Source organism: Microbacterium sp. K2, assembly GCF_051365005.1.
GTDB classification, from domain to species: Bacteria; Actinomycetota; Actinomycetes; order Actinomycetales; family Microbacteriaceae; genus Microbacterium; species Microbacterium foliorum_B.
Window position 1 is genome coordinate 242376 of record NZ_JBLWII010000006.1, and the last position, 19106, is coordinate 261481.

Consider the following 19106-nt stretch of genomic DNA (forward strand, 5'->3'; position numbering starts at 1 on the left):
CCTCCCGAATCGGGAGGGGGCCTTCTCGCATCCGGGCTATTTGACCTGAGCCGAGATGATGCTCATCACCGCGGTGTCTGCCAGCGTCGTGGTGTCGCCGACTTCGCGACCTTCGGCCACGTCGCGCAGCAGGCGCCGCATGATCTTGCCCGAGCGGGTCTTCGGCAGTTCACCGACGATGTAGACGTCGCGGGGTCGTGCGATCGCACCGATCTGCTCGCCCACCCAAAGACGCAGCTGCTGAGCGAGGCCGGCGGGGTCGTGCGCCGAGAGGTAGCTCTCCTTGATGATCACGAACGCGACGACCGCCTGGCCTGTCGTCTCGTCGGCGGCTCCGACCACAGCGGCCTCGGCGGTGGCCTCATGCGCCACGAGCGACGACTCGATCTCGGCGGTCGAGAGCCGGTGACCCGAGACGTTCATGACGTCATCCACTCGTCCGAGCAGCCAGAGGTCGCCGTCGTCATCGAGACGTGCGCCGTCGCCCGCGAAGTAGTAGCCCTGCTTCTCGAACTTCTCCCAGTACGTCTCCTTGTAGCGCTCGGGGTCACCCCAGATGCCGCGCAGCATGCTCGGCCAGGGTTCGGTGACCACGAGAAGACCGCCGTTGCCGTGGCCCACCTCGGCGCCGGTCTCGTCGACGACGTCGATCGAGATCCCGGGCAGCGGCACCTGGGCGGAGCCCGGCTTGGTGGCCGTGACGCCAGGGAGCGCCGACACCATGATCGCGCCGGTCTCGGTCTGCCACCACGTGTCGACGATGGGCGTCTTGCCCGCACCGATCACGTCGCGGTACCAGATCCAGGCTTCGGGGTTGATGGGTTCGCCCACCGAGCCGAGCAGACGCAGCGACGACAGGTCGAACTTCGCCGGCACGCTGCGGCCGATCTTCATGAACGAGCGGATCGCGGTCGGCGCCGTGTAGAAGATCGAGACCTTGTACTTCTCGATGATCTCCCACCAGCGGCCGGGGTGCGGGGCGTCGGGGGTGCCCTCGTAGATCACCTGCGTCGCCCCGTTGGCGAGCGGGCCGTAGGTGACGTAGCTGTGCCCGGTGATCCATCCGATGTCGGCCGTGCACCAGTACACGTCGGTCTCGGGGTGCAGATCGAACACGTACTTGTGCGAGTACGCGGCCTGGGTCAGGTATCCGCCGGAGGTGTGCAGGATGCCCTTGGGTTTTCCGGTCGTGCCCGAGGTGTAGAGGATGAACAGCGGGTTCTCGGCAGGAAATGCCTCGGCCCTGTGCTCGGGCGACGCGGCCGGAACCACGTCATGCCACCAGAGGTCGCGGCCGTCCTGCCAGTCGACCTCGTTCTCGCCGCGCTTGACGACCAGCACGTGCTCGACGGTCTGCTGCTCGCCGTCGCCACGGTCGGCCAGAGCCTGGTCCACCGCGGGCTTGAGAGCCGAGACGCGACCCTTGCGGTATCCGCCGTCAGCGGTGATCACGAGTTTCGCGCCGGCGTCGTCGATGCGCGAGCGCAGGCTGTCGGCGCTGAAGCCGCCGAAGACCACCGAGTGGATCGCTCCGAGTCGGGCGACAGCGAGCATCGACGCGATGGCCTCGGGGATCATGGGCAGGTAGATCGCGACCCGGTCGCCGTGGGCGATGCCGAGGTCGGAGAGCACGTTGGCGACGCGCTTGACCTCGTCGGTGAGCTCGGCATAGGTGATGGTGCGCGAATCGCCCGGCTCGCCCTCCCAGTGCAGGGCCACGCGATCGCCGTTGCCCGCCTCGACGTGTCGGTCGAGGCAGTTGTAGGCGACGTTGAGCTCGCCGTCGTCGAACCACTTCGCGAACGGCGGGGTTGACCAGTCGAGCACCTGCGTGAAGGGCTTGTGCCACTCGAGCAGCTCGCGGGACTGCGTGCCCCAGAAGGCCTCACGGTCGGCCGCCGCGCTCTCGTACAGCGCGGGAGAGGAGACCGACTGTGCGACGAACTCCTCGGACGGCGGGAACTGGCGGGTCTCATCGAGAAGATGATCGATCTGGCTGCTCATCGGCAGGCGCTCCTTTGCGGCGTAGCAGGTCGTGCGGGCGTGACCGCGGGGTGGCGCGATCAGGTCAGGGTGAATCTAGCCTCGGGCACAGACATCGCATACTGCCGAAAGTGGGTAGTCCGGTCGGTTTTGTCAGGACGGTCGCCTTGCGTACACTCGACGACAGCCGAATTATCATTCTGGCCTTGGCGTGCCCGATTCCCCCATGAGGGACGCCGTGGGCGGCATCTCATTCCCCCCGTGAGATGCCGCCCTCTCTTTTTCGGGAGCGCTCCCATCGGGGGTGCACTCCTCGTGCCCGTCTTCACGACCTCCTCTGCACGCGGAACGTCCGGTCGGGGTTGCCCACAGGTGCCGTTCGAACCTCTTCAGGCGTGCACCGAGCGCCCGGCGCTTGGCCTAGCTTCGGGGCATGTCCGATCCCTTCGTCATCCAGCCGCGCGGTTCGTCGTCGCCCGCCGACGGCACCCCGCGAGGCGGTGGCACGCCGCTGCAGGTCGATCCCGTCTTCGGTCCACTCGCAGAGCACTGCGCCGACGAGGAGGTCACCGACATCTTCGTCAACGGCGCCTCAGGGCTGTTCGTCGACCGGGGCCGCGGCGCCGAGGCCGTGCGGGGGTGGAGCGCGTCCGAACGGGAGGTTCGCGATCTCGCCGTCGCGCTGGTCGGCCTCGGCGGTCGCCATCTCGACGACCAAGCGCCCTGCGTCGACGTGAGGCTCGAGTCCGGCATCAGAGTGCATGCCATCCTCTCGCCGGTCTCGACGTCGGGCACGGCGCTGTCGATCCGCGTGCCCAGAGTGCGCGCCGCGGATCTCGAAGCGCTGGCGGCGCTCGGTGCCTTCGACGCCAGGCAGCACAGTTGGCTCCTCGGCCTGGTGGCCGAGCGCGCGAACATCCTCATCACCGGCGGCACCGGCACAGGCAAGACGACTCTGCTGTCGGCACTGCTGTCGGCCGCGCCGACCTCCGAGCGCATCGTCACGATCGAGGATGTCGCCGAGCTGCGGCCGCGGCACCCGCACCACGTCGCTCTCGAGGCGCGGCAGTCGAACCTCGAGGGCGCCGGCGGCATCAGCCTCGCACGGCTGGTCCGCGAGTCGCTGCGCATGCGCCCCGACCGTCTGGTGGTCGGTGAATGCCGAGGCGAAGAGGTGAGAGAACTGCTGACGGCCCTGAACACCGGGCACGATGGCGGCGCCGGCACCCTCCACGCGAGTGGTCTGAGCGACGTGCCGGCCCGGCTCGAAGCACTCGGCGCGCTGGCATCGATGGACGCCACGGCGCTCGCACGCCAAGCCGTGAGCGCGTTCACGATCGTCCTGCATCTCGACCGGGCTCCCGGCGGACAGCGCCGCATCGCGCAGGCGGGGGAGCTCGCTCTGACCGGTGACCGGCTGAGCATCGAGGAGGTGCGACCGTGGTGAGCGCTCGGCGGTGGGGCGCCGACGACGCGGGAACCGACGCTGCTACCTCCGTGCAGACGCTCGCCGTGCTGCTGCAAGCCGGAGCGGTGCCTTTGGTCGCCTGGCGTCACCTGGCCTCGATCGGCGACGTGCACGCTGCGTCCGTGGTGGATCGAGTGGACGACGGCGCCCCGCTCATCGCCGCGATCGAGGCTGAGGGGGGCCCGTGGCGAGACCTCGCCGCCGCGTGGGAGGTGGCGACAACTGTCGGGGCGCCCCTGGCCGAGGTGCTGCGAATGATCGCCGAGACGCTTCGCGACGCCGCATCTGCGGCCGACGACGTGCGAATCGCCCTGGCTGAACCTGCGGGAACCGCGCGGCTGCTCCTGTGGATGCCGTTCGCGGGTCTGCTGCTCGGCTTCGCGCTCGGCTTCGACACCCTCGGCGTCATCTTCGGGACGCCTGCAGGCGCGGCCTGCGTCGTGGCCGGGCTGCTGCTCGTCCTCGCGGCCCGAGGCTGGACGAACCGACTGCTTCGGCGCGCGAGACCCGAGCCGGGCACGCCAGGAATGCAGGCCGAGCTCATGGCGGTCGCTCTCTCCGGGGGCGCCTCGATCGACCGTGCCCTGCGCCTCGTCGCGGAGAGCCCGGCGTCTCGTCGCGGGGACGACGCGCGAATCCGCGCGGTGCTCGAGCTTTCGCATGCCGCGGGGGTGCCCGCCGGCGAGCTTCTTCGCGCCTCCGCCGGTCAGGAACGCCACGCGTCCCGCGTCGACGGCCGCATGCGCGCGGCGAAGCTCTCGACGAAGCTGCTGATCCCGCTCGGCGTCTGCACACTGCCGGCCTTTCTCCTGCTGGGAGTCGCTCCGCTGCTGCTGAGCGTGCTCCTCTCGACTCCGCTGCCGCTGTGACGGCTGCCGACCACAGGATGCTCGTGCATCCGCACACAGAAAGAAGGAACCCATGAACACTCTCCCTCCACTCACTCGGCGCCGTTCCGCGGCGCTGTTCGGAGACGACAGCGGCGCGGCCACCGCCGAATACGCGATCACGACTATGGCCGTGATGAGCCTGGCTGAGCATACTTGAAATCTTTGCTCTGTCTCCTTGCCACACTGTGCGCCAAGGTAGAGGCATGCCAGTACGTTTCACCATCGATAGCATCACCTCGAACGCCGGAGACACCGTGACCGTGCCTCCGGTGGCCGTCACCGCGATTGTCGGTAGCAACAACGCCGGCAAGTCCCGACTCTTACAAGACATAGCTCTCGTGATGAGTGACCGACGGGCCGCACCAGTCACGCTCGGGGATATTGCGGTGACCAAGCCATCGTCCGATCCGGAAGATGAGCTCATCGAGTGGCTGGATGTGAACGCGCTACGGACAACTGCTCAAAACGGCGTTCCGCAATGGACGTCGCCCACCGGAGGGCAGACGGTCTCGATGGAGCAGCTGAGGAACGCCCTCAACCCTCCCTTAGCGATCGGGAGATTTCCTCGCTTGGGAACTGCAGCCCCTCTGTTCCTCCATCACACGTCTGCGGGCGCACTCGCTGGTCATGCTGCCGGCTCGGCCCCCGTTGGCCCCGTCCATGGGGGCGGGTCGAATCCCCTCGGTCGCCTCTACCGCGATGGTGATCTCGAGGCAGAACTCGATGCATTGTCCCGATCGACGTTCGGCCAGGGGCTTCTGCTGGACCGAGCTAATGCTGAGTTTCGCCTCCGAGTAGGTGATGTGCAAGTGCCGGTCCCGCCTCTCAACCACCCAACTCGTGAGTACGCCGACGCTGTGCTCGACCTTCCGGTCCTCGACGAGCAGGGAGACGGGATGCGAAGTTTTGTCGGTTTGGCGTTGCTCGTGATGGCACGACCGCCCGGCGTTTTGTTGATTGACGAACCGGAGGCCTTCCTGCATCCCGGTCAAGCAAGGGCGTTAGGACGGTGGCTGGGGGGTGCAGCCCACGAAAGGGGCTTGCAAGTAATCATCGCTACACACGATCGCGACCTGCTACTAGGTCTACTTGAAGCATCTGCACCGATCAACGTTGTGAGGATTACTCGTCAGGGGGATCAGAACTCGTTCGCTCAATTGCCGCCGGACGAGATCCAGGAAGTCTGGGCTGACCCCGTCCTTCGCTACTCCAACGTGCTCCAGGGGCTGTTCCACCGACAAGTGGTTGTGTGCGAGTCGGATGGGGACTGCAGATTCTTCGGCGCCGCGTTGGACGACCTCGCTCTAACAACTGATCGTCGCGCGATCGCCGACGATGTCCTTTTCGTCCCAGGTGGGGGAAAGCAGCGGGTAGCTGCGATCGCCCGTGCCCTGGGTCGGTTGCGAGTGAGGTCCCGGGCAATAGTCGACTTCGACGTGTTCCGAAGCAAGGACACTCTTCGAGGAATCGTGGAGAGTGTTGCAGGCACATGGACAAGCGACATGAGCGCCGACTATGTGGCGATGGTTGCCCCTATCCAGGAGCGTTCTCTGTGGGACCAAGTAAAAAATCAGGGTATGGCAGCCGTCCCTCCGGGGGAACCAAACGCTGCGGCGCAGCGCCTCCTGGCGGCGCTGAACACCGTGGGGGTTCACGTTGTCCCAGTTGGTGAAATGGAAGGCTTTGACCGAAGCCAGTCACTCCATGGAGCGGCTTGGGTGAGCACCGCAATCGAACGTGGAGTTCACAAATCCGAGCAGCTCACGAGGTTCATCGAGCCGCTACTCGAAACCTGATTACTCCGCCGTCCTGAAGGCAAGGCGCTCGGCCCTCGCTGGTCCGATCTGGCAGCGGCCTTGCTGCTAGATGTGCAGATCGCCGGTAGCCTCCCCTTGAGGCAGTGCCAGGGCGGCGCTCGGTCGGACGAAAGGGTAATCAGGTGGCCAACAAGGGCTTGAGGAAGTACCGAAGGGTTTTCACGGGCGGATCAGCCGGACTGACCGGTGGAGGCGTGTCGACCTCTCTCGTACAGACGGACGGCTCGTATCTTCACGCTTTGATTGCGCTCATCGACAATAAAGGTGCGTTCTTTGATCCGCTCGATCTGGAGCACACTGGGAGGCTCGCTGACTCCGTGAAAGAGGTGCGCACGCTAGCGGTCGCAACTCAATCATCGGTTGAGTCCCAAGAGGCATATGAGATCGCCTTTGCAATCGCCGACGCCTGCCGCGTGTTCATGCGCGACTTCGACGAGTCTATGGACCTGGTGGTTTGGGGCGGTGTACTCACGGCGCTCCGGCGGGAGGTCGAGCGCCAGACCGCCTTGGCGGTACTCGTGTTCCAAATGCCGACACCTCGTAATCTGGACCTCAAGGCACAAGACGAAACTGTTCAGCTCATGCTTGAGAAGCTACAAAGCCGCTGAGAGCACATCCGAGACCTGCACTTTCTCATCAACCGGATCCACTTTTGTATTCGTCTATGAGTGAAAATTTGTGATTGACGCTCCCGAATGCTAAGTTTTTTGCGGCCCTGCATCCAGTTGGGCCGCACCCGATGGGACCTACAGGGTCGGATCCTGCCCGTCGCTACTGATTCCGAAACCACGGGCGAGTGTGATCACCAGCACATGACGAGCCCGGCGGGTGACCGCTGGTGAAAAACGGATCGCGACGAAGCGGTCCTGGCGGGAGTGACACACTGGCAGGTGCCCGCGAGACATGCAGGTGCTCCTTCTCTTTCGAGAGGAGTGGGCTTGCCTGCTCTCGCCAAACCCCGACCTACCCCGAGGCTTACGCTTCAAGAAGCTGCCCGCGACTCGCGTATTGGTTACTCGACGCTGCGAAAACGCGTTGCTGAGGGACTTCTCCCCGCCGAACGCGTTGGGCGTCGGGTGTTCATTCGCCCCGAACACCTTGCCGCACTGAGTTCCCCTTCTGTGGGACGCCCAACACTCGAGCGCGCCGTTGACGATGCAGTCGCTCGAGTGGTGGCTGCTGCGCCCCGCCTCACCCCAGAACAGCGCGAGCGTCTGGCGGTCATCCTGGGAGGTGCCGCGTGATCCCCGACCCAGCGCCCACCCCCGTAGAGATCCAATCTTCTGAGGTTCGTGAGGTTGCACCTCTCAGGAGCCGCGAAACCATGGCGGGGGGCCTCCTTGGGTGCCCCCCGCCCGCTACTGAGGTTTGTGAGGTTACTGAGGCCGAGAACCCCGACGCCGCTCGCGACTTCTTTGAGCGCTCAAAGTCCTTGGAATCGGACCATCAGAAGAAGCGCGCTACGCGCAGTGCTCGAGTCTTCTCTGTCATGCAGTACTCGCACCATGCAGAGACCGGTGAGGTCATGGTGAATCAAGCTCAACTCGAGCGCGGCCTCCAGCGGGCATCGATCAAGCGGTGGGCCTACGCCTGGCACGACCAGGATCAGTTCGATGCTGCGGACGTTGAGTACCAACGGTCAAAGGGTCGTCAGGTGGAGGTGGGCGACTTGAAGCCTCGACATGTTCACGTGGTGCTGCAGTGTGACGACAACTACACGATCCGTCAGATCTCCAACTGGTTGATGATCCCGTCTGCTCGAGTCAAGATCCCAAGCGAAGAGGGCGAGTACCGCGGCAACGGAGCACGCGAAAAGGCCTTCTTTGATTTTGGTGAGTATCTCACCCATGAGGGTCGCAAGCAGGCCAGCAAGCACCAGTACGACCGTTCGATCGTTATCGCAAACTTCGACTTCAGCTCGGAGCTTGACCAGCACCTCGCCTCGCGAAGGAAGGGCGTTCGCGGCGGCTCATCGGCGACTCGCAAGAGGGACGAAGTACGCATGAGAATCATGCGCGGAGAAGTCTCGTTGAAGTGGGTCCGCGAAAACGAGCCGGAGGTGTACGTGTCGGACCTCACGCATCTGCAGAAGCTTCGGCAAGACTGGCGGCTTCACCAACCGGCTCCGCGGCATCGCACGAGCTACTTCATGGGCAGTAAAGCGTGTGAACTCCGAAAAGGGCGGACAGGAAAGACCACGCTCGCCAAGTTGTTCGCCCGCTCCCTCTTCAGAGATCTGGATGCGGATGAGTGCTATCACGTCGCGACGGACCCCCGCGCTCCGCTGCAAAACTACAGAGGCCAACCGGTGATCATCTGGGATGACTACAACGCGCTCGACCTCATGGAGGCATTGGGCGGTCGCTCCAGTGTCTGGCAAGTGTTCGACGACCATCCCAGTGCGAGTGACGTGAACATCAAGTACGGCACAACCCGCCTCGTTCACACCGTCAACATCATCACCAAGACGACCCCCTATGCAGAGTTCCTCGACGGCCTGGCCGGCGAGTACACCGACAAGAGCGGGAAGCGCCATCACGCAGAGGATCGCAACCAGTCATGGGGTCGCTTCCCTGTTGTCTTCGAGGTGACGGTCGACAGCATCGAGATGCTGCTGAACCGAGGGTTCGTGAGCGACACGGACGACTTCCTCGCTTACCAGACCGTCGCTCGCATGAAGGCCAGCATGCGAAAGATCTCTTCCGCGATCGACTCGATCGAAGATGCCGCGGAACGTGAAGCGGCCACGCACCAGATTGGCGATGTCTTGCTGCGCCCGCTGTTGGAGCAGCATGGCAAGCTTCGCGCGAACCCAGCTCGCGGCAGGGCGGAGGTGGTCGGTGAGTTGCTCGCTTCCATCGAGATGCTCGATCCTGAGCAGGCCGCGGCCGCGGACCGCGCTGCGGAGCTGCAGCGGGAGATTGAACTCCTGGAGGAGCAGAAGCGCGAGCTCGCAGACAGCGCTCGACGGGCGGCGAGGTGTTCGTGTGGTTCGGGGTGTCCGGAAGGTTCAGACATCCACCATGCGACCGATTGCATCGTGGTCTCTGACGAGACGCGAATCGAACGCGGGCGAGCAGTTGCTCTGTCGACGGGGCGTCCGCAGTGAGCGTCGCAGTTTCAGCCCGCTGGCGTATTGGAGCTGCCCGCGCAGCGGCCCCCGGAGGGCACCAGGAGCTTCTGACGAGCGGAGCGGGTTCAGAAGTGTATGGGGCTACACCTTCTTCTGACGCGAAGGAGAACATCACCCACCGAAGGAAGCACAGGGGTGGTGTTCGGATGAGCGACAGGAGAAGCCCCTCGGGAGAGCCGCCGGGGGCTCCGTGGTCTGTTGCGTCGAGGACGGAACAGGATACGGAAGTGGTCGAGAGGAGCGAAGCATGAGTTACACGATGACCTTCGACGCGTCGCACAAGGTGGGACGCGGAGGACACGCGAAGGCCTTTTTCAGACACATCGCAAGGGACGCCGATCAGGCTGCTGGGTTCACATTCCCCCAGGCGAACCGGAACGTCGTTCCGGAGCGAACCAAGCTCAACGTCACATTGGTCAACGACGGGAAAGGTGGTTACAGACGCCTCACCTCAGTCGACGGCCGGCCACCAAGCGACGAGTTCGACGACTACCTTCAGCGGCGCCTCGGTACGGTCGGAAGAGCACTTCGGAAGGACGCTGTCCTCATCCGCGGGGTGATTCTTCAACTCGACCCAAAGTGGTTCGTGGATCACAATCCTGACTGGAGGGAAGCTGGAATGAACCGGGAGGCGTTCGACTACACGAACGCCGCATTGGAATGGGCGCGCAGCGAGTTCAGCGAGGAGAACATCGTTGGGCTCTCGGTGCACCTCGACGAGTACAACCCCCAGCTGCAACTCTTGATATCCCCCGTAACCCAAGATGGTCGGCTGTCGCAGAAGGACTTCTTTAAAGGGCCAACAGACCTCAAGCGTCAGCATCAGGAGCTCCGTGAAGCAGTCGCGGCAGCGGGGTATGACGTTGAGTATCGCGTTACTGAAAGATCGCGGGAGCACCTCAGTAGTCGTGAGTTCCAGTCGAAAGCGGATTGGCTCCGCGATGCAACAAGTGCGGTCGCCGAGGATCTCGAAGTCAGTAGACACAGAAGCAGTCAATTGGCTCGCCGATCCTCGGACCTCGAGGATCGGGAAACACTCTTGGAAGGGCGTGAACGTGAACTGGACGCAGCGCGTGTGATCGCAGAGCATGCAGCGGAGCGTGCGGAAGAAGCTCGGCGGCGAGCCCACAGTGCAGGCCTAGCGGCAGAACGCGCACGCGAAGAGATTGAACTGGAACGAGATCGGCTGCGGAGAATCAACCAGCGCCTCGAGTCGGTCCCCGCATACTTCGACCTCTGGCTGGACAAGACTTCGATCAATGGAGTACCGATACGAAAGCGATTCGATGTGGATCTAATCAAGATGCGCGCGGAACTCAAGCACAAGGTCACCGCGGCGACAGCGGCACCCGTCAAGCAGCAGGACGAGATCGAACGTTGAAACCCCAGGACGGGAGGCGCGGACGAATGCGGGCGCGCCTCGCGTCCGCATCTCGAGTTCTCCGTTCGTGGCACCCAGCTGGAGGCCGATGCCCAGCAGTCGATGCGTTGTACACACATCGCTCTCACTGGGCGACCATCGATAACTAAAGTGAGTCCAGGGCCCACCTGGCACCAGTCGCCGAGGCCTTGGTGACTTGAGGAGAACTATGGATAGGCATCTGAAGCCGCTCACTCCAGCTGAGGTCGAACGAGCCCTCGCCATGATTGAGAAGGGGCATCAGCTCGAGGGGCAGCAGTTGGACGGGGAGACGCTGGATCGCGCGAAACGAATACTCACCCGAGAGCTCAGCCCGGACGAGGCGCGCATCGAGCTTAGAGATGCGCTCCAGGCGATTGTTGAGAGCGAGAGGGCTGGGGGAGCTAACCGCTGAACGAATCGTCCAAGAGCGCTTGCACGGCAACCGCGACCTGCTCGAATCGACCCTCTCGGATTGCAGTGATCACCGTGTCCTCGTGAAGCCACGGGTTGCCGCCGACGAACCAGAGCCGCGCGACGTCATAGCCCTCGAGCGCAGTCAGCTTTCGCCAGGTCTCTTCCGCGCACTCAAGGCGCAGAATCGCTTCTCGGTCGGGACCAGAACCTTCCTGTTGAGCCCACCGAATCGCAGCTCGTGTGTCCTTTGAACCGGCCAACGTAGACACGAGCGTGGGGCCGAGAACATCGTTCAGGCGCCGGGTGATTTGTGCGGCGTGAGAGGCGGTGATGACAATGATCCTTCCCGAGAGCTTGAGGTCCATGCTCGCGGCGTTGCAGCTGCAGTGCAAGCCCCGCCTTGTCCGGGGTTGGGCCGTCGCGCGCGCGTCAATGCAAGTCCTTCACGTAGGCCTCGAACGAAAGCTTTTCATGTAGGCCTCGAACGAAAGCCTTTCGCGTAAGCCTCGAACGAAAGCCTTTCACGTAAGCCTCGAACGAAAGCCTTTCACGTAAGCCTCGAACGAAAGGCTTTCTCATGGCTCGACGGCCCGCGCCCCGGCCCGGCCCGACCGCAGACGAAGCCGCTCACAATGAAAGCCTTTCACGCCCCGACACCCCCGTCGCCTGGCTTGGCCGGCATGAAAGCCTTTCATAGCGCCCGGTAGCCCATGATCTGACGCGACGCGACCCACGACGAGAACCCTTCATCGCATAGGGAACGAAAGGCTTTCGCTCGCCGCAGTCGTGAATGCCTTCTGGTGCACCCGTCCGGGCAGCTTTCACGGCTCGACGGACGCGGCGTCGTCCTGGCATTCCTTGCGATAGTCGGGATAACTGAAGTTATCGGGGGTCAAGATCCGGCGAGAGCTGGCACCTCATCGATGAAGAGCGGTCAAGGGCGATACACCGCGAAAGCGCGCGCCAGACTCTCGGTCTTATTGGCTCTCCGTCGCAGCTTGCTCTTGCTCGAAGAGCAGAGGCGCCGCCGGATCTGCTAGAACGATGCTGGTGACTTCAGGGTTCTCCCCGTCCATCACCATTTTCACGATCACCGTGACCACAAGGCTGCTGTACGCGTCGAAGTAGTGGTTGTTGAGCTCGCCGACGATCTCGATTGACTCACTGTCGTCCATGAACCAGTCACCCTTGAAGATTGCGCCTTCGAGAGAGATCTCAGCGTCGGTGGTCGCGGTGACTACGTGCCCTTCCGTTTCGAAGGAGAACTCGGTGATCTGTGTAATGTCTGTGATGTAGGGACTTTCAATACCGGGAACCTCGAACTCAACGAACTCCGGGCGCTCGTAGTCTCCGCCGTAGGCAAGCTGCGCGCCGACCTCTTCACCAACCAGTTCATACAGCGCGTTGGTGGCCGCAGTAACCTTCGCGGCGTAGGCGGCCGTGGCTTCAATCTCAGCGCTCGCGTTTGGCACGTTCTTCACGGTCGCCAGGCGCCCCGGATCGATGCCGCGTGCATCGAGGTCCTCAAGCAGATCCGCGTGGAGCGACATGGAGTCACTGGTCAAGAAGCCCTTGTCTGCGGTAACAAACAGAACCTTGTCGAAGCCTCGTTCTTGAGCGAGAACGGCGAGTACTGTCTCCCAGATCATCACATCGCGAAAACCAAGAGACTTCATCTTCTGCTGGTGAGTGATCTCCAGAAATGGGCGGCGACGAGCGAGATCTCGTTCGACAATCTGAGCGACCGGGACGTCTGGCGTCGACTCAAGCTCGACACCATCTCTGTCGAACAGCGTCGCGAACGCCGCCGCGATATCGGACTCGATTCGATCGAAGCTCGCGTGCAGATGAGCGTCCGTATCGCTCACATCAACGCCTGCGCGCCCCATCGCTCTGATGCCCTTCGACGCTTCGCCGTGGGATGTCCTTGCAGCCTCGCGCCGCTGCCGATAGAGCTCATCTCGCACAACCTCGGGGACTATCACAGTGCACGATCCGCTCTCGGCTAGTCGCACGAGAACCCTCCCAACATCGCTAGTAAGCCACGGATCAGTGTGGATCGCATTCGAGTCGAGGACAACGGCGAGCATGTATTCATCATGCCGTCGCAGTGCGACGCGCGCCACAGCATTAGCGCCTCATCGGTGGCGGGGCAAACCGCCTGACCGGGTGAGGGCTGACAAGGGGAGCTCTAGCCTCGGTTCCACTCGAGTGTCACGCTTTCAGCTGCTCGCTCGATGGTCGTGACTCGCTTGCCATGGCCCACCGGCTTGATTCGGACGGTCATCAGTTCGCCAACCAAGAGCCGTCGTCGAGCGAGCGTTGCGTCGTTCCACCACGCTTCAACGTCGTCGACGACGGAAAGCTCAACAAGAGGGCTTCTCTGGACGGCGCGCGTGATCTGGTCGTCGAGTTCCGCCAGGGCACTCATGATCTCGGTCAGGCTCTCGTCGGCTTCAGTGTCGGCCATCAGCCCACGCGCAACGAAGCTGGCGATCGACCGCCGCCGAGCCTTGAGCGCCTCGCGCTGAGAGTTCAGGGTGGCGACGTCCACTTCTCCGGAGCCAGCGCCGATCAAGTCAAAAGCGTCGTGAGCCGAGAGGCGAGCGATGCAGACCTCGGAGACATACCTATCGATGATGTCTCCATTGCGCATGAAGTGACCTTGCGGGCAGCGGTAGGCGTGGTAGCGATGCGACTCAGCCGAGCTGCCATCTTGGCGAGCGGTCGGATGCGTCTCACCTCTTGCTGATCGAACCGGACGCGAACAGACCGCACAAACCGCGAGCCCTGAAAGGAGCCATTTCCGTGCTGTTCCACTGTGACTTGGGAGGACGCCGATGAGGCGGCCACGGCTCGCGATGAGTTGCTCCCGCTTGACGATGGGTTCCCAGGCTCCCGGCGTGCAGGTCTCGAGATCGATGGAGGAGGCATCGAACTGTCCGCTTGGCTGCGCAGGTGGTAGCAGTGCCGCGTAGAGCGGGTTCAAGAGCAACCGTCTAACGGTCGTGGCGTGCCAGGTGGATCCCTGCCGCGTTCGCCGTCCTTCGCTATTGAGATCGCGCGCTATCTGCGCCAGAGGCGCACCAGCGAGGAACTCTAGGAAGATCCGCCGGACGTCGTCGGCTTCGCCATGGTTCACTCTGTAGCGCGTGCCCGCGTCGTCCCGCTCGATGCTTGGCACCCAGTTGTAGCCGTGAGGAGGTTTGCCGGGTGTCGGGTGGCCAGCGATACGGCGTCCGACGGCGTACCGTGCAGCCCGTTCAGTCTTGATCCTCACTTCGCGTTCGGCAAGTAGGACGAGCTGCTTGAGCATGAAATCGTCGCGCTCAGTGTCGATACCCTCGCGGATGACCACGACCCTGACGTCGCGTCGGGGCGGGCGAATGTCCAGCACATCGATAAGGCTGCGGGTGATGCGAGAGGTTTCGGTCACGACGATGGTGTCGAGCTCGCCTCGATCAAAGGCCTTGAGCATTGCAGCCCACGCCGTCTTTGGGCCGCGCTCCTTTGATGCTGACGTGTCGTTGTCTTGAAACTCTCCGGCGACATGCCAGCCGCGTCGGAGTACTTCCGAGCGACAGTCTTCGACCTGCTGCGCTATTCCCTGATCCTCATCGACGGATTGCCTCGCGTAGATAGCGACGCGCGGGGTCACTGGGCTGAGTTGAGGCACTGTTCGATCCTTGCAGAGTAAGTGTGTCGATCTGCGGCGGTCGCGACGCTGGCTGGCGCCTTTGCATGTCTGGCTGTTAGGACGGCAAGTTGAGCTCGTGCAACCTGGTCACCTCTGGCGCACTCGATCAAGCGGGATCCCGATCGGATAGCTACCGCGTCAACGCCTCGGATGCTTCTACGCGCTGGTCCACCCGGGCGCGCAGGATCTGACCATACCGAGTCATGCCCTTCCAGTCCACGACTTGTTCCCCGTCTTCGTCAGACGTGATCGGCACCATGATCCTCTGCCGACCGAGCCGGTGAAGCGTGAGCTTGTAACCGAAACCAAATTTTGGGACGCACTGCTGGGTAAGCAACGTCACCATCATGAGGAGTGCGTCTTCGGTGGCCGCGTCCGAAACGGGCTCGAGAGCCGTCACGTCGTCAGAAGCACTGAATGGCATCGGTTGATATTTGGCGTGCCCCGTTCCGCCGTCGCCGTTGTAGATCAGGGTGACCCACCCACCCGGGAACAGAGCCGGAACGTCTGCGAGGTCCACGATGCTGTTGTTTACCCTGGAGCCAGCGACGAAGGGTGTTTGTCCCGGCCGGCGGTGCGCGGTGATGAGTCGCTTTCCCTTGTGCGCGCGGAAGATCCCGCGCTGCCGCTCGGGCACATCGACGACGTACATCGGCCCGAACCTGAGGTCCGGAAGCTCTTCGGACGGATCGCAACCGCCCGTCGTGAGCACGCTCTGAATCGGTCGAGCCGCTGCCGTCATGAGCTCGGCTCCTAGCCGTTCCAGCCCTCGCCAGTCGACGACGAGCTGGCCACCGTCTCCACTAACGACGGGCACCATGATCCGCATCTTTCGGAGGCGCGCCATTGAGACGCCATAACCCCACGAGAACTTTTTCAGCGCACGCCGCATGATCGTTGCCAGTGTGACGCCAGACAGTTCATTCAGCTGCTCATGACGGAAGATGAGGAAGTTCTGCGCCGTATAGAACGCCATCGGCTGGTAGAACGTAGCTTGTGTCTTGAGCGTGACCGTGACGCAGTTACCCGGCTCAGTCGGCACACCCTGGTCAGCGACGATCGCAGCGATGCTGTTGGCGGACTGGGTTTGACTGAGATACGGAATCGCGGGATCCCCTCCCGCAAGATGCACCCTGTCGAACCAGGCGTTGGATGATGCCATCGACTCAAAAACATCGGTGATGAGCATCGGCGCGAACTGTAGGTCGTTGTATGCGCTCATACGGTGAAGTCTTCACCGGTGGCCGCCTCATCGGCCGCCACCTCGTTCTCGACCTCAGCCGTCGGCGCTATGAAGTTTCCAAGCCCATGTGTGTGCATATCAACTTGCCATGTCACGTAGTCCGCGACGGTGGCGTAGAAGTCCTCGTACGCGGGCGGTTGATCGTCGAAGTAAAAGTAGCTGTGTTGCCACTCGTCGGTCGCCGTTACCTCTGAGCGAACGACGAAGCGGGTGTCGTCGGGCACACCGTCCTTGATCACCTCGAGAAGGTGCTTGCGGCGATCAGCAGCCCGGCCATCATCTATGAGGCCGATGTGTTGACGGACCTTATATCCGTCGTCCTGGAAGTCGACGAATGCGGTCTTCTTCGTAGCTGGGTGGGGCACGCCAGCGGTGAACAGCACCACAACCACGTGTGTACCGATGCCATGGAAGGTGTCCGGATTCATGGTGAGCACAGCATCGAGCGTGTGATCCTTCAATATCCGCGCCTTGAGTTCTCTGTCCTCTTTGGTCTTGCCGACCATTGCAGACTGCGGAACGATCGCCGCAAGGCGTCCACGAACCCCGAGGAACGAGAGCGCTCGGTGAATGAATGACAGCTCCGATAGATGTCGAGTGTCCTTCCCCTTCGACTGCGAGTACGGGGGGTTCATCAACACCTTCGTGAAGTCTTCAAGCTTCCCGGGACGATCTGGGTTCAAGGGGAAGAAGTCAGCTCGGGTGACGTCGAAGAAGTTATGACGCTGAAAGTTCGCCTTGCCGTCGCCGCGAAGAATCATGTTCGTCGTGCCAACGGCGAACAGTTTGTCCTGGAGCTCCACGCCGTAGAGACGGAACTTCTTGATTTCGTCGAGTTTTCCCTCCAGCGACTTTGCGTCGTGGCTGTTCCGACGAATAGCGTCATCAAACATCCGGCGCATCGCAGCGATGAGGAACGCCCCAGACCCGGCCGTGGGGTCCAGGACGACGTCGTCGCCGTTTACATCGATGAGTTCGCTCATGAGATCAGTGACGTGGTGCGGAGTCAGCACGATGCCGAGCGAGTTACCATCGGAGCCTCCGTACTTGACGAACTCCCCGTAGAAGTTGCCGAGCACGTCAAATGCGGAGTACGACGGGTCTGAAACAACCTCGAAGACGTCGTGGTCGAGAATCTCCGTGAAGTGGCGCATCGGCGTTCTGCCGAGGTCCTTATTCCTTCTGTTCAGCAAGACGTGGCGCTTGATGAACGAGAACCGATCGAGCATGATGCCGATCTTCTGCTTCGGGCCGAGATCGGCTTCAGGACTCTCGAGGTACTCTTTCGCCGCGTTGTAGACCTTCTCGCCATCCTTGTAACCGTTGCGCTGGTCGCCAGTGAGATCATCCAGCAGGTCGGGACGGTACTTGAGCGCCAGCAAGATCGCTGAAACGAGCGTGGCCTTGTGCTCGTTCTCCAGCGACGCGTGGTTGCGCATCCCCTCATGGAGAATGGCGGCAACCTTGCGGATCTCGCGAACATCCCGTTCCTCTTGGGGCAGCTCGCCGCGAACTGCCACTCGGTAGTACTCGTCAATGTTCGCCGGCGCGAACGTGGTCAGCGTCTCGAGACTGTCGAGTTGCCGAGGTTGTGCGCCGGCCTCGACGAACGCAACGGTCATTTCGTAGTGATTCTCAGTGCCGGCGACCCCAACCGCGAAGACCTTCTTGCCTGTTCGCTGTGCGAACACGAGCGCGTAGTGGACGGCGCCGTTCAGCGCATAGTTCGCTCGGGCAGGGTAGCTGGTGTCAATCTGCCCGTCCTCGTCGAGGCCCACAGAGTCGTCGTACCTAGCCTTGTCCTCGATGACGACGAGGAACTCGCCGGACTCAATGACGAACTCGGGCTTGCCTCGGCCGCTGCCGTTGGACTTCGACGAACCCTCTAGCGCGTTGTAGATGTACGCAGGGGCATCTGCGCAGCTCTGTTCCCAGGGCCTGGAGAATCCAATGTCGCGGAGCAAGTCTCGAACAAACTGGTCCGTCGATCTTTCATTTCCCAAGGCAGTACATCTCTCAATCAAGTCCGTTGTTCTATCTGCGAATCTAGTGGAACCCGAGCAGCCCATGCCGCGAGCTGCGCCCCGGTCTTCGCTCGCTCACCACATCATTCTCGTGTCGGGCAACGAGTCGGGCGTGCCAACCGCAAAAGTATGCCTTTAAATGACGACGGCCGCCGCCGTGGCGTTCGCGGGGCTGCTCGTCGTCATCATGAGGTCGGATGAGGTGCGCGGCATCCTCACCGACCTGGTGCGCCGGGCGCTCACGGTGTCGTGATGAGCGCCGATCGTGACGGCGAGCGGGGGTCTGTGGCCGCCGAACTCGCACTCGCGCTGCCCGCAGTGGTCCTCACGCTTCTGCTCGGGGCCGGTGCGCTGGGCGCGGCGTCTCGGCAGGTCGCGCTCCAGGATGCCTCGGCCGACGCCGCGCGCCTTCTCGGCCGAGGGGAGGACACGGGCAAGGCATCGCACGCGGTGTCGACCGCGGTTCCGGGCGCCGGAATGTCGAGCAGCTCATCCGGTGATCTCGTCTGTGTGCAGGCGCACGCCGACGTCGCAATCGGCGGATTCATCCGGATCCCGTTGCGGGCGTCCAGCTGCGCGCTCGCCGGAGGTCGCTGATGGCGGACGGTGAAGGGGAGGGCAGCTGATGGCAGGCTCGGCAGTTGCGGCCGGTGTTCTCTCGGTCGCGGCGGCGCTCTCGCTGGGGCTCGCGGCTGTCGGGGGAGCCGCGGTCACCGCGCAGCGGGCGGCGGGGGCTGCGGATGCCGCCGCTCTCGCCGCCGCCGATGCTGCCAGTGGGGCGATCATGACCACCGAAGCGCCCTGCGCTCTTGCTGCCCGCGTGGCGGCCGCCTCCGGCGCGACCCTCACCGGCTGCGCTGTGCAAGGCTTCGTGGCGACCGTACAGGTGAACGCGGCGTACGCTGGACTCGCTGCCGTCTCCCGAGCCCGTGCTGGGCCACCCGAGGGATCCTGACGGCGGCACGAGCACTTTCCGGCGAAAATGCAGGCGACCACTGTGACCAACCCATCACGGCGGTGTGTATGGTGTGCTTC

16 protein-coding genes and 1 pseudogene are annotated in these 19106 nt (G+C 63.1%); 11 read left to right on the forward strand and 6 right to left on the reverse strand.

The genetic code is table 11. The annotated features are described in order from the left end of the window. Positions 1-36: 36 nt before the first annotated feature. Complete coding sequence (acs, locus tag ACLKOY_RS16230; RefSeq protein ID WP_436454553.1) at positions 37-2004, reverse strand: acetate--CoA ligase; 1968 nt, start codon at positions 2002-2004, stop codon at positions 37-39. Positions 2005-2416: 412 nt separating this feature from the next. On the opposite strand from acs, the gene ACLKOY_RS16235 reads away from it, so the two are divergent. From ACLKOY_RS16235 to ACLKOY_RS16270, 8 genes are all read left to right on the forward strand, one after another. Next, complete coding sequence (locus ACLKOY_RS16235) at positions 2417-3430, forward strand: TadA family conjugal transfer-associated ATPase (protein ID WP_436454554.1); 1014 nt, start codon at positions 2417-2419, stop codon at positions 3428-3430. Continuing rightward, positions 3427-4320, forward strand: a complete 894-nt coding sequence (locus ACLKOY_RS16240) for a type II secretion system F family protein (RefSeq protein WP_436454555.1) — start codon at positions 3427-3429, stop codon at positions 4318-4320. The genes ACLKOY_RS16235 and ACLKOY_RS16240 overlap by 4 nt, the downstream gene beginning before the upstream one ends. Positions 4321-4372: 52 nt before the next feature. Then, positions 4373-4498: a DUF4244 domain-containing protein gene (locus tag ACLKOY_RS16245; protein WP_436454556.1), complete on the forward strand. Its 126-nt coding sequence runs from the start codon at positions 4373-4375 to the stop codon at positions 4496-4498. Between the two features lie 46 nt (positions 4499-4544). Then, on the forward strand, positions 4545-6137 hold the full coding sequence (locus ACLKOY_RS16250) for an ATP-dependent nuclease (RefSeq protein ID WP_436454557.1): 1593 nt from the start codon (positions 4545-4547) through the stop codon (positions 6135-6137). Positions 6138-6280: 143 nt separating this feature from the next. Then, on the forward strand, positions 6281-6766 hold the full coding sequence (locus ACLKOY_RS16255; protein WP_436454558.1) for a hypothetical protein: 486 nt from the start codon (positions 6281-6283) through the stop codon (positions 6764-6766). 881 nt (positions 6767-7647) lie between these two features. Continuing rightward, positions 7648-9267 (forward strand): hypothetical protein, encoded by a 1620-nt coding sequence (locus ACLKOY_RS16260; protein WP_436454559.1) that lies wholly within the window; start codon positions 7648-7650, stop codon positions 9265-9267. Positions 9268-9538: 271 nt separating this feature from the next. Next, positions 9539-10672, forward strand: a complete 1134-nt coding sequence (locus ACLKOY_RS16265; RefSeq protein ID WP_436454560.1) for a plasmid recombination protein — start codon at positions 9539-9541, stop codon at positions 10670-10672. A 208-nt stretch (positions 10673-10880) separates the two neighbouring features. Further along, positions 10881-11105 (forward strand): hypothetical protein, encoded by a 225-nt coding sequence (locus ACLKOY_RS16270; RefSeq protein ID WP_436454561.1) that lies wholly within the window; start codon positions 10881-10883, stop codon positions 11103-11105. Here the strand turns inward: ACLKOY_RS16270 and ACLKOY_RS16275 are convergent. The 5 genes from ACLKOY_RS16275 to ACLKOY_RS16295 all read right to left on the reverse strand — a co-directional run bounded on the left by ACLKOY_RS16275 (position 11095) and on the right by ACLKOY_RS16295 (position 18011). Next, entirely contained in the window at positions 11095-11472 is a 378-nt protein-coding gene (locus tag ACLKOY_RS16275; protein WP_436454562.1) for a hypothetical protein, read from the reverse strand. The two genes, ACLKOY_RS16270 and ACLKOY_RS16275, sit on opposite strands and share 11 nt — an antisense overlap. 612 nt (positions 11473-12084) lie before the next feature. Beyond that, entirely contained in the window at positions 12085-13197 is a 1113-nt protein-coding gene (locus ACLKOY_RS16280) for a PIN domain-containing protein (protein ID WP_436454563.1), read from the reverse strand. A 101-nt stretch (positions 13198-13298) separates the two neighbouring features. Further along, entirely contained in the window at positions 13299-14783 is a 1485-nt protein-coding gene (locus ACLKOY_RS16285; protein ID WP_436454564.1) for a recombinase family protein, read from the reverse strand. A gap of 151 nt (positions 14784-14934) precedes the next feature. Further along, entirely contained in the window at positions 14935-16026 is a 1092-nt protein-coding gene (locus tag ACLKOY_RS16290) for a restriction endonuclease subunit S (RefSeq protein WP_436454565.1), read from the reverse strand. After that, on the reverse strand, positions 16023-18011 hold the full coding sequence (locus ACLKOY_RS16295; protein ID WP_436454566.1) for an HsdM family class I SAM-dependent methyltransferase: 1989 nt from the start codon (positions 18009-18011) through the stop codon (positions 16023-16025). Before ACLKOY_RS16295 ends, ACLKOY_RS16290 begins: the two co-directional genes overlap by 4 nt. A 199-nt stretch (positions 18012-18210) precedes the next feature. Between ACLKOY_RS16295 and ACLKOY_RS16300 the strand changes: the two are divergent. The 3 genes and pseudogenes from ACLKOY_RS16300 to ACLKOY_RS16310 form a co-directional block, all read left to right on the forward strand. Beyond that, positions 18211-18324, forward strand: a pseudogene (locus ACLKOY_RS16300) (DUF4244 domain-containing protein); the annotation flags it as partial. Then, positions 18324-18668 (forward strand): TadE family type IV pilus minor pilin, encoded by a 345-nt coding sequence (locus tag ACLKOY_RS16305; RefSeq protein ID WP_436454567.1) that lies wholly within the window; start codon positions 18324-18326, stop codon positions 18666-18668. The pseudogene ACLKOY_RS16300 and the gene ACLKOY_RS16305, both read left to right, overlap by 1 nt. 28 nt (positions 18669-18696) lie before the next feature. Next, entirely contained in the window at positions 18697-19026 is a 330-nt protein-coding gene (locus tag ACLKOY_RS16310; RefSeq protein ID WP_436454568.1) for a helicase, read from the forward strand. Positions 19027-19106 lie beyond the last annotated feature (80 nt).

Excerpts from the sequence above, each read along its gene's own strand:
- ACLKOY_RS16310 (WP_436454568.1), top strand. The coding sequence starts at position 18,697 with ATGGCAGGCTCGGCAGTTGCGGCCGGTGTTCTCTCGGTCGCGGCGGCG.
- ACLKOY_RS16305 (WP_436454567.1), top strand. The coding sequence starts at position 18,324 with ATGAGCGCCGATCGTGACGGCGAGCGGGGGTCTGTGGCCGCCGAACTC.
- ACLKOY_RS16280 (WP_436454563.1), bottom strand. The coding sequence starts at position 13,197 with ATGCTCGCCGTTGTCCTCGACTCGAATGCGATCCACACTGATCCGTGG.
- ACLKOY_RS16275 (WP_436454562.1), bottom strand. The coding sequence starts at position 11,472 with ATGGACCTCAAGCTCTCGGGAAGGATCATTGTCATCACCGCCTCTCAC.
- ACLKOY_RS16260 (WP_436454559.1), top strand. The coding sequence starts at position 7,648 with ATGCAGTACTCGCACCATGCAGAGACCGGTGAGGTCATGGTGAATCAA.
- ACLKOY_RS16290 (WP_436454565.1), bottom strand. The coding sequence starts at position 16,026 with ATGAGCGCATACAACGACCTACAGTTCGCGCCGATGCTCATCACCGAT.
- acs (WP_436454553.1), bottom strand. The coding sequence starts at position 2,004 with ATGAGCAGCCAGATCGATCATCTTCTCGATGAGACCCGCCAGTTCCCG.
- ACLKOY_RS16245 (WP_436454556.1), top strand. The coding sequence starts at position 4,373 with ATGAACACTCTCCCTCCACTCACTCGGCGCCGTTCCGCGGCGCTGTTC.
- ACLKOY_RS16270 (WP_436454561.1), top strand. The coding sequence starts at position 10,881 with ATGGATAGGCATCTGAAGCCGCTCACTCCAGCTGAGGTCGAACGAGCC.
- ACLKOY_RS16250 (WP_436454557.1), top strand. The coding sequence starts at position 4,545 with ATGCCAGTACGTTTCACCATCGATAGCATCACCTCGAACGCCGGAGAC.
- ACLKOY_RS16265 (WP_436454560.1), top strand. The coding sequence starts at position 9,539 with ATGAGTTACACGATGACCTTCGACGCGTCGCACAAGGTGGGACGCGGA.
- ACLKOY_RS16235 (WP_436454554.1), top strand. The coding sequence starts at position 2,417 with ATGTCCGATCCCTTCGTCATCCAGCCGCGCGGTTCGTCGTCGCCCGCC.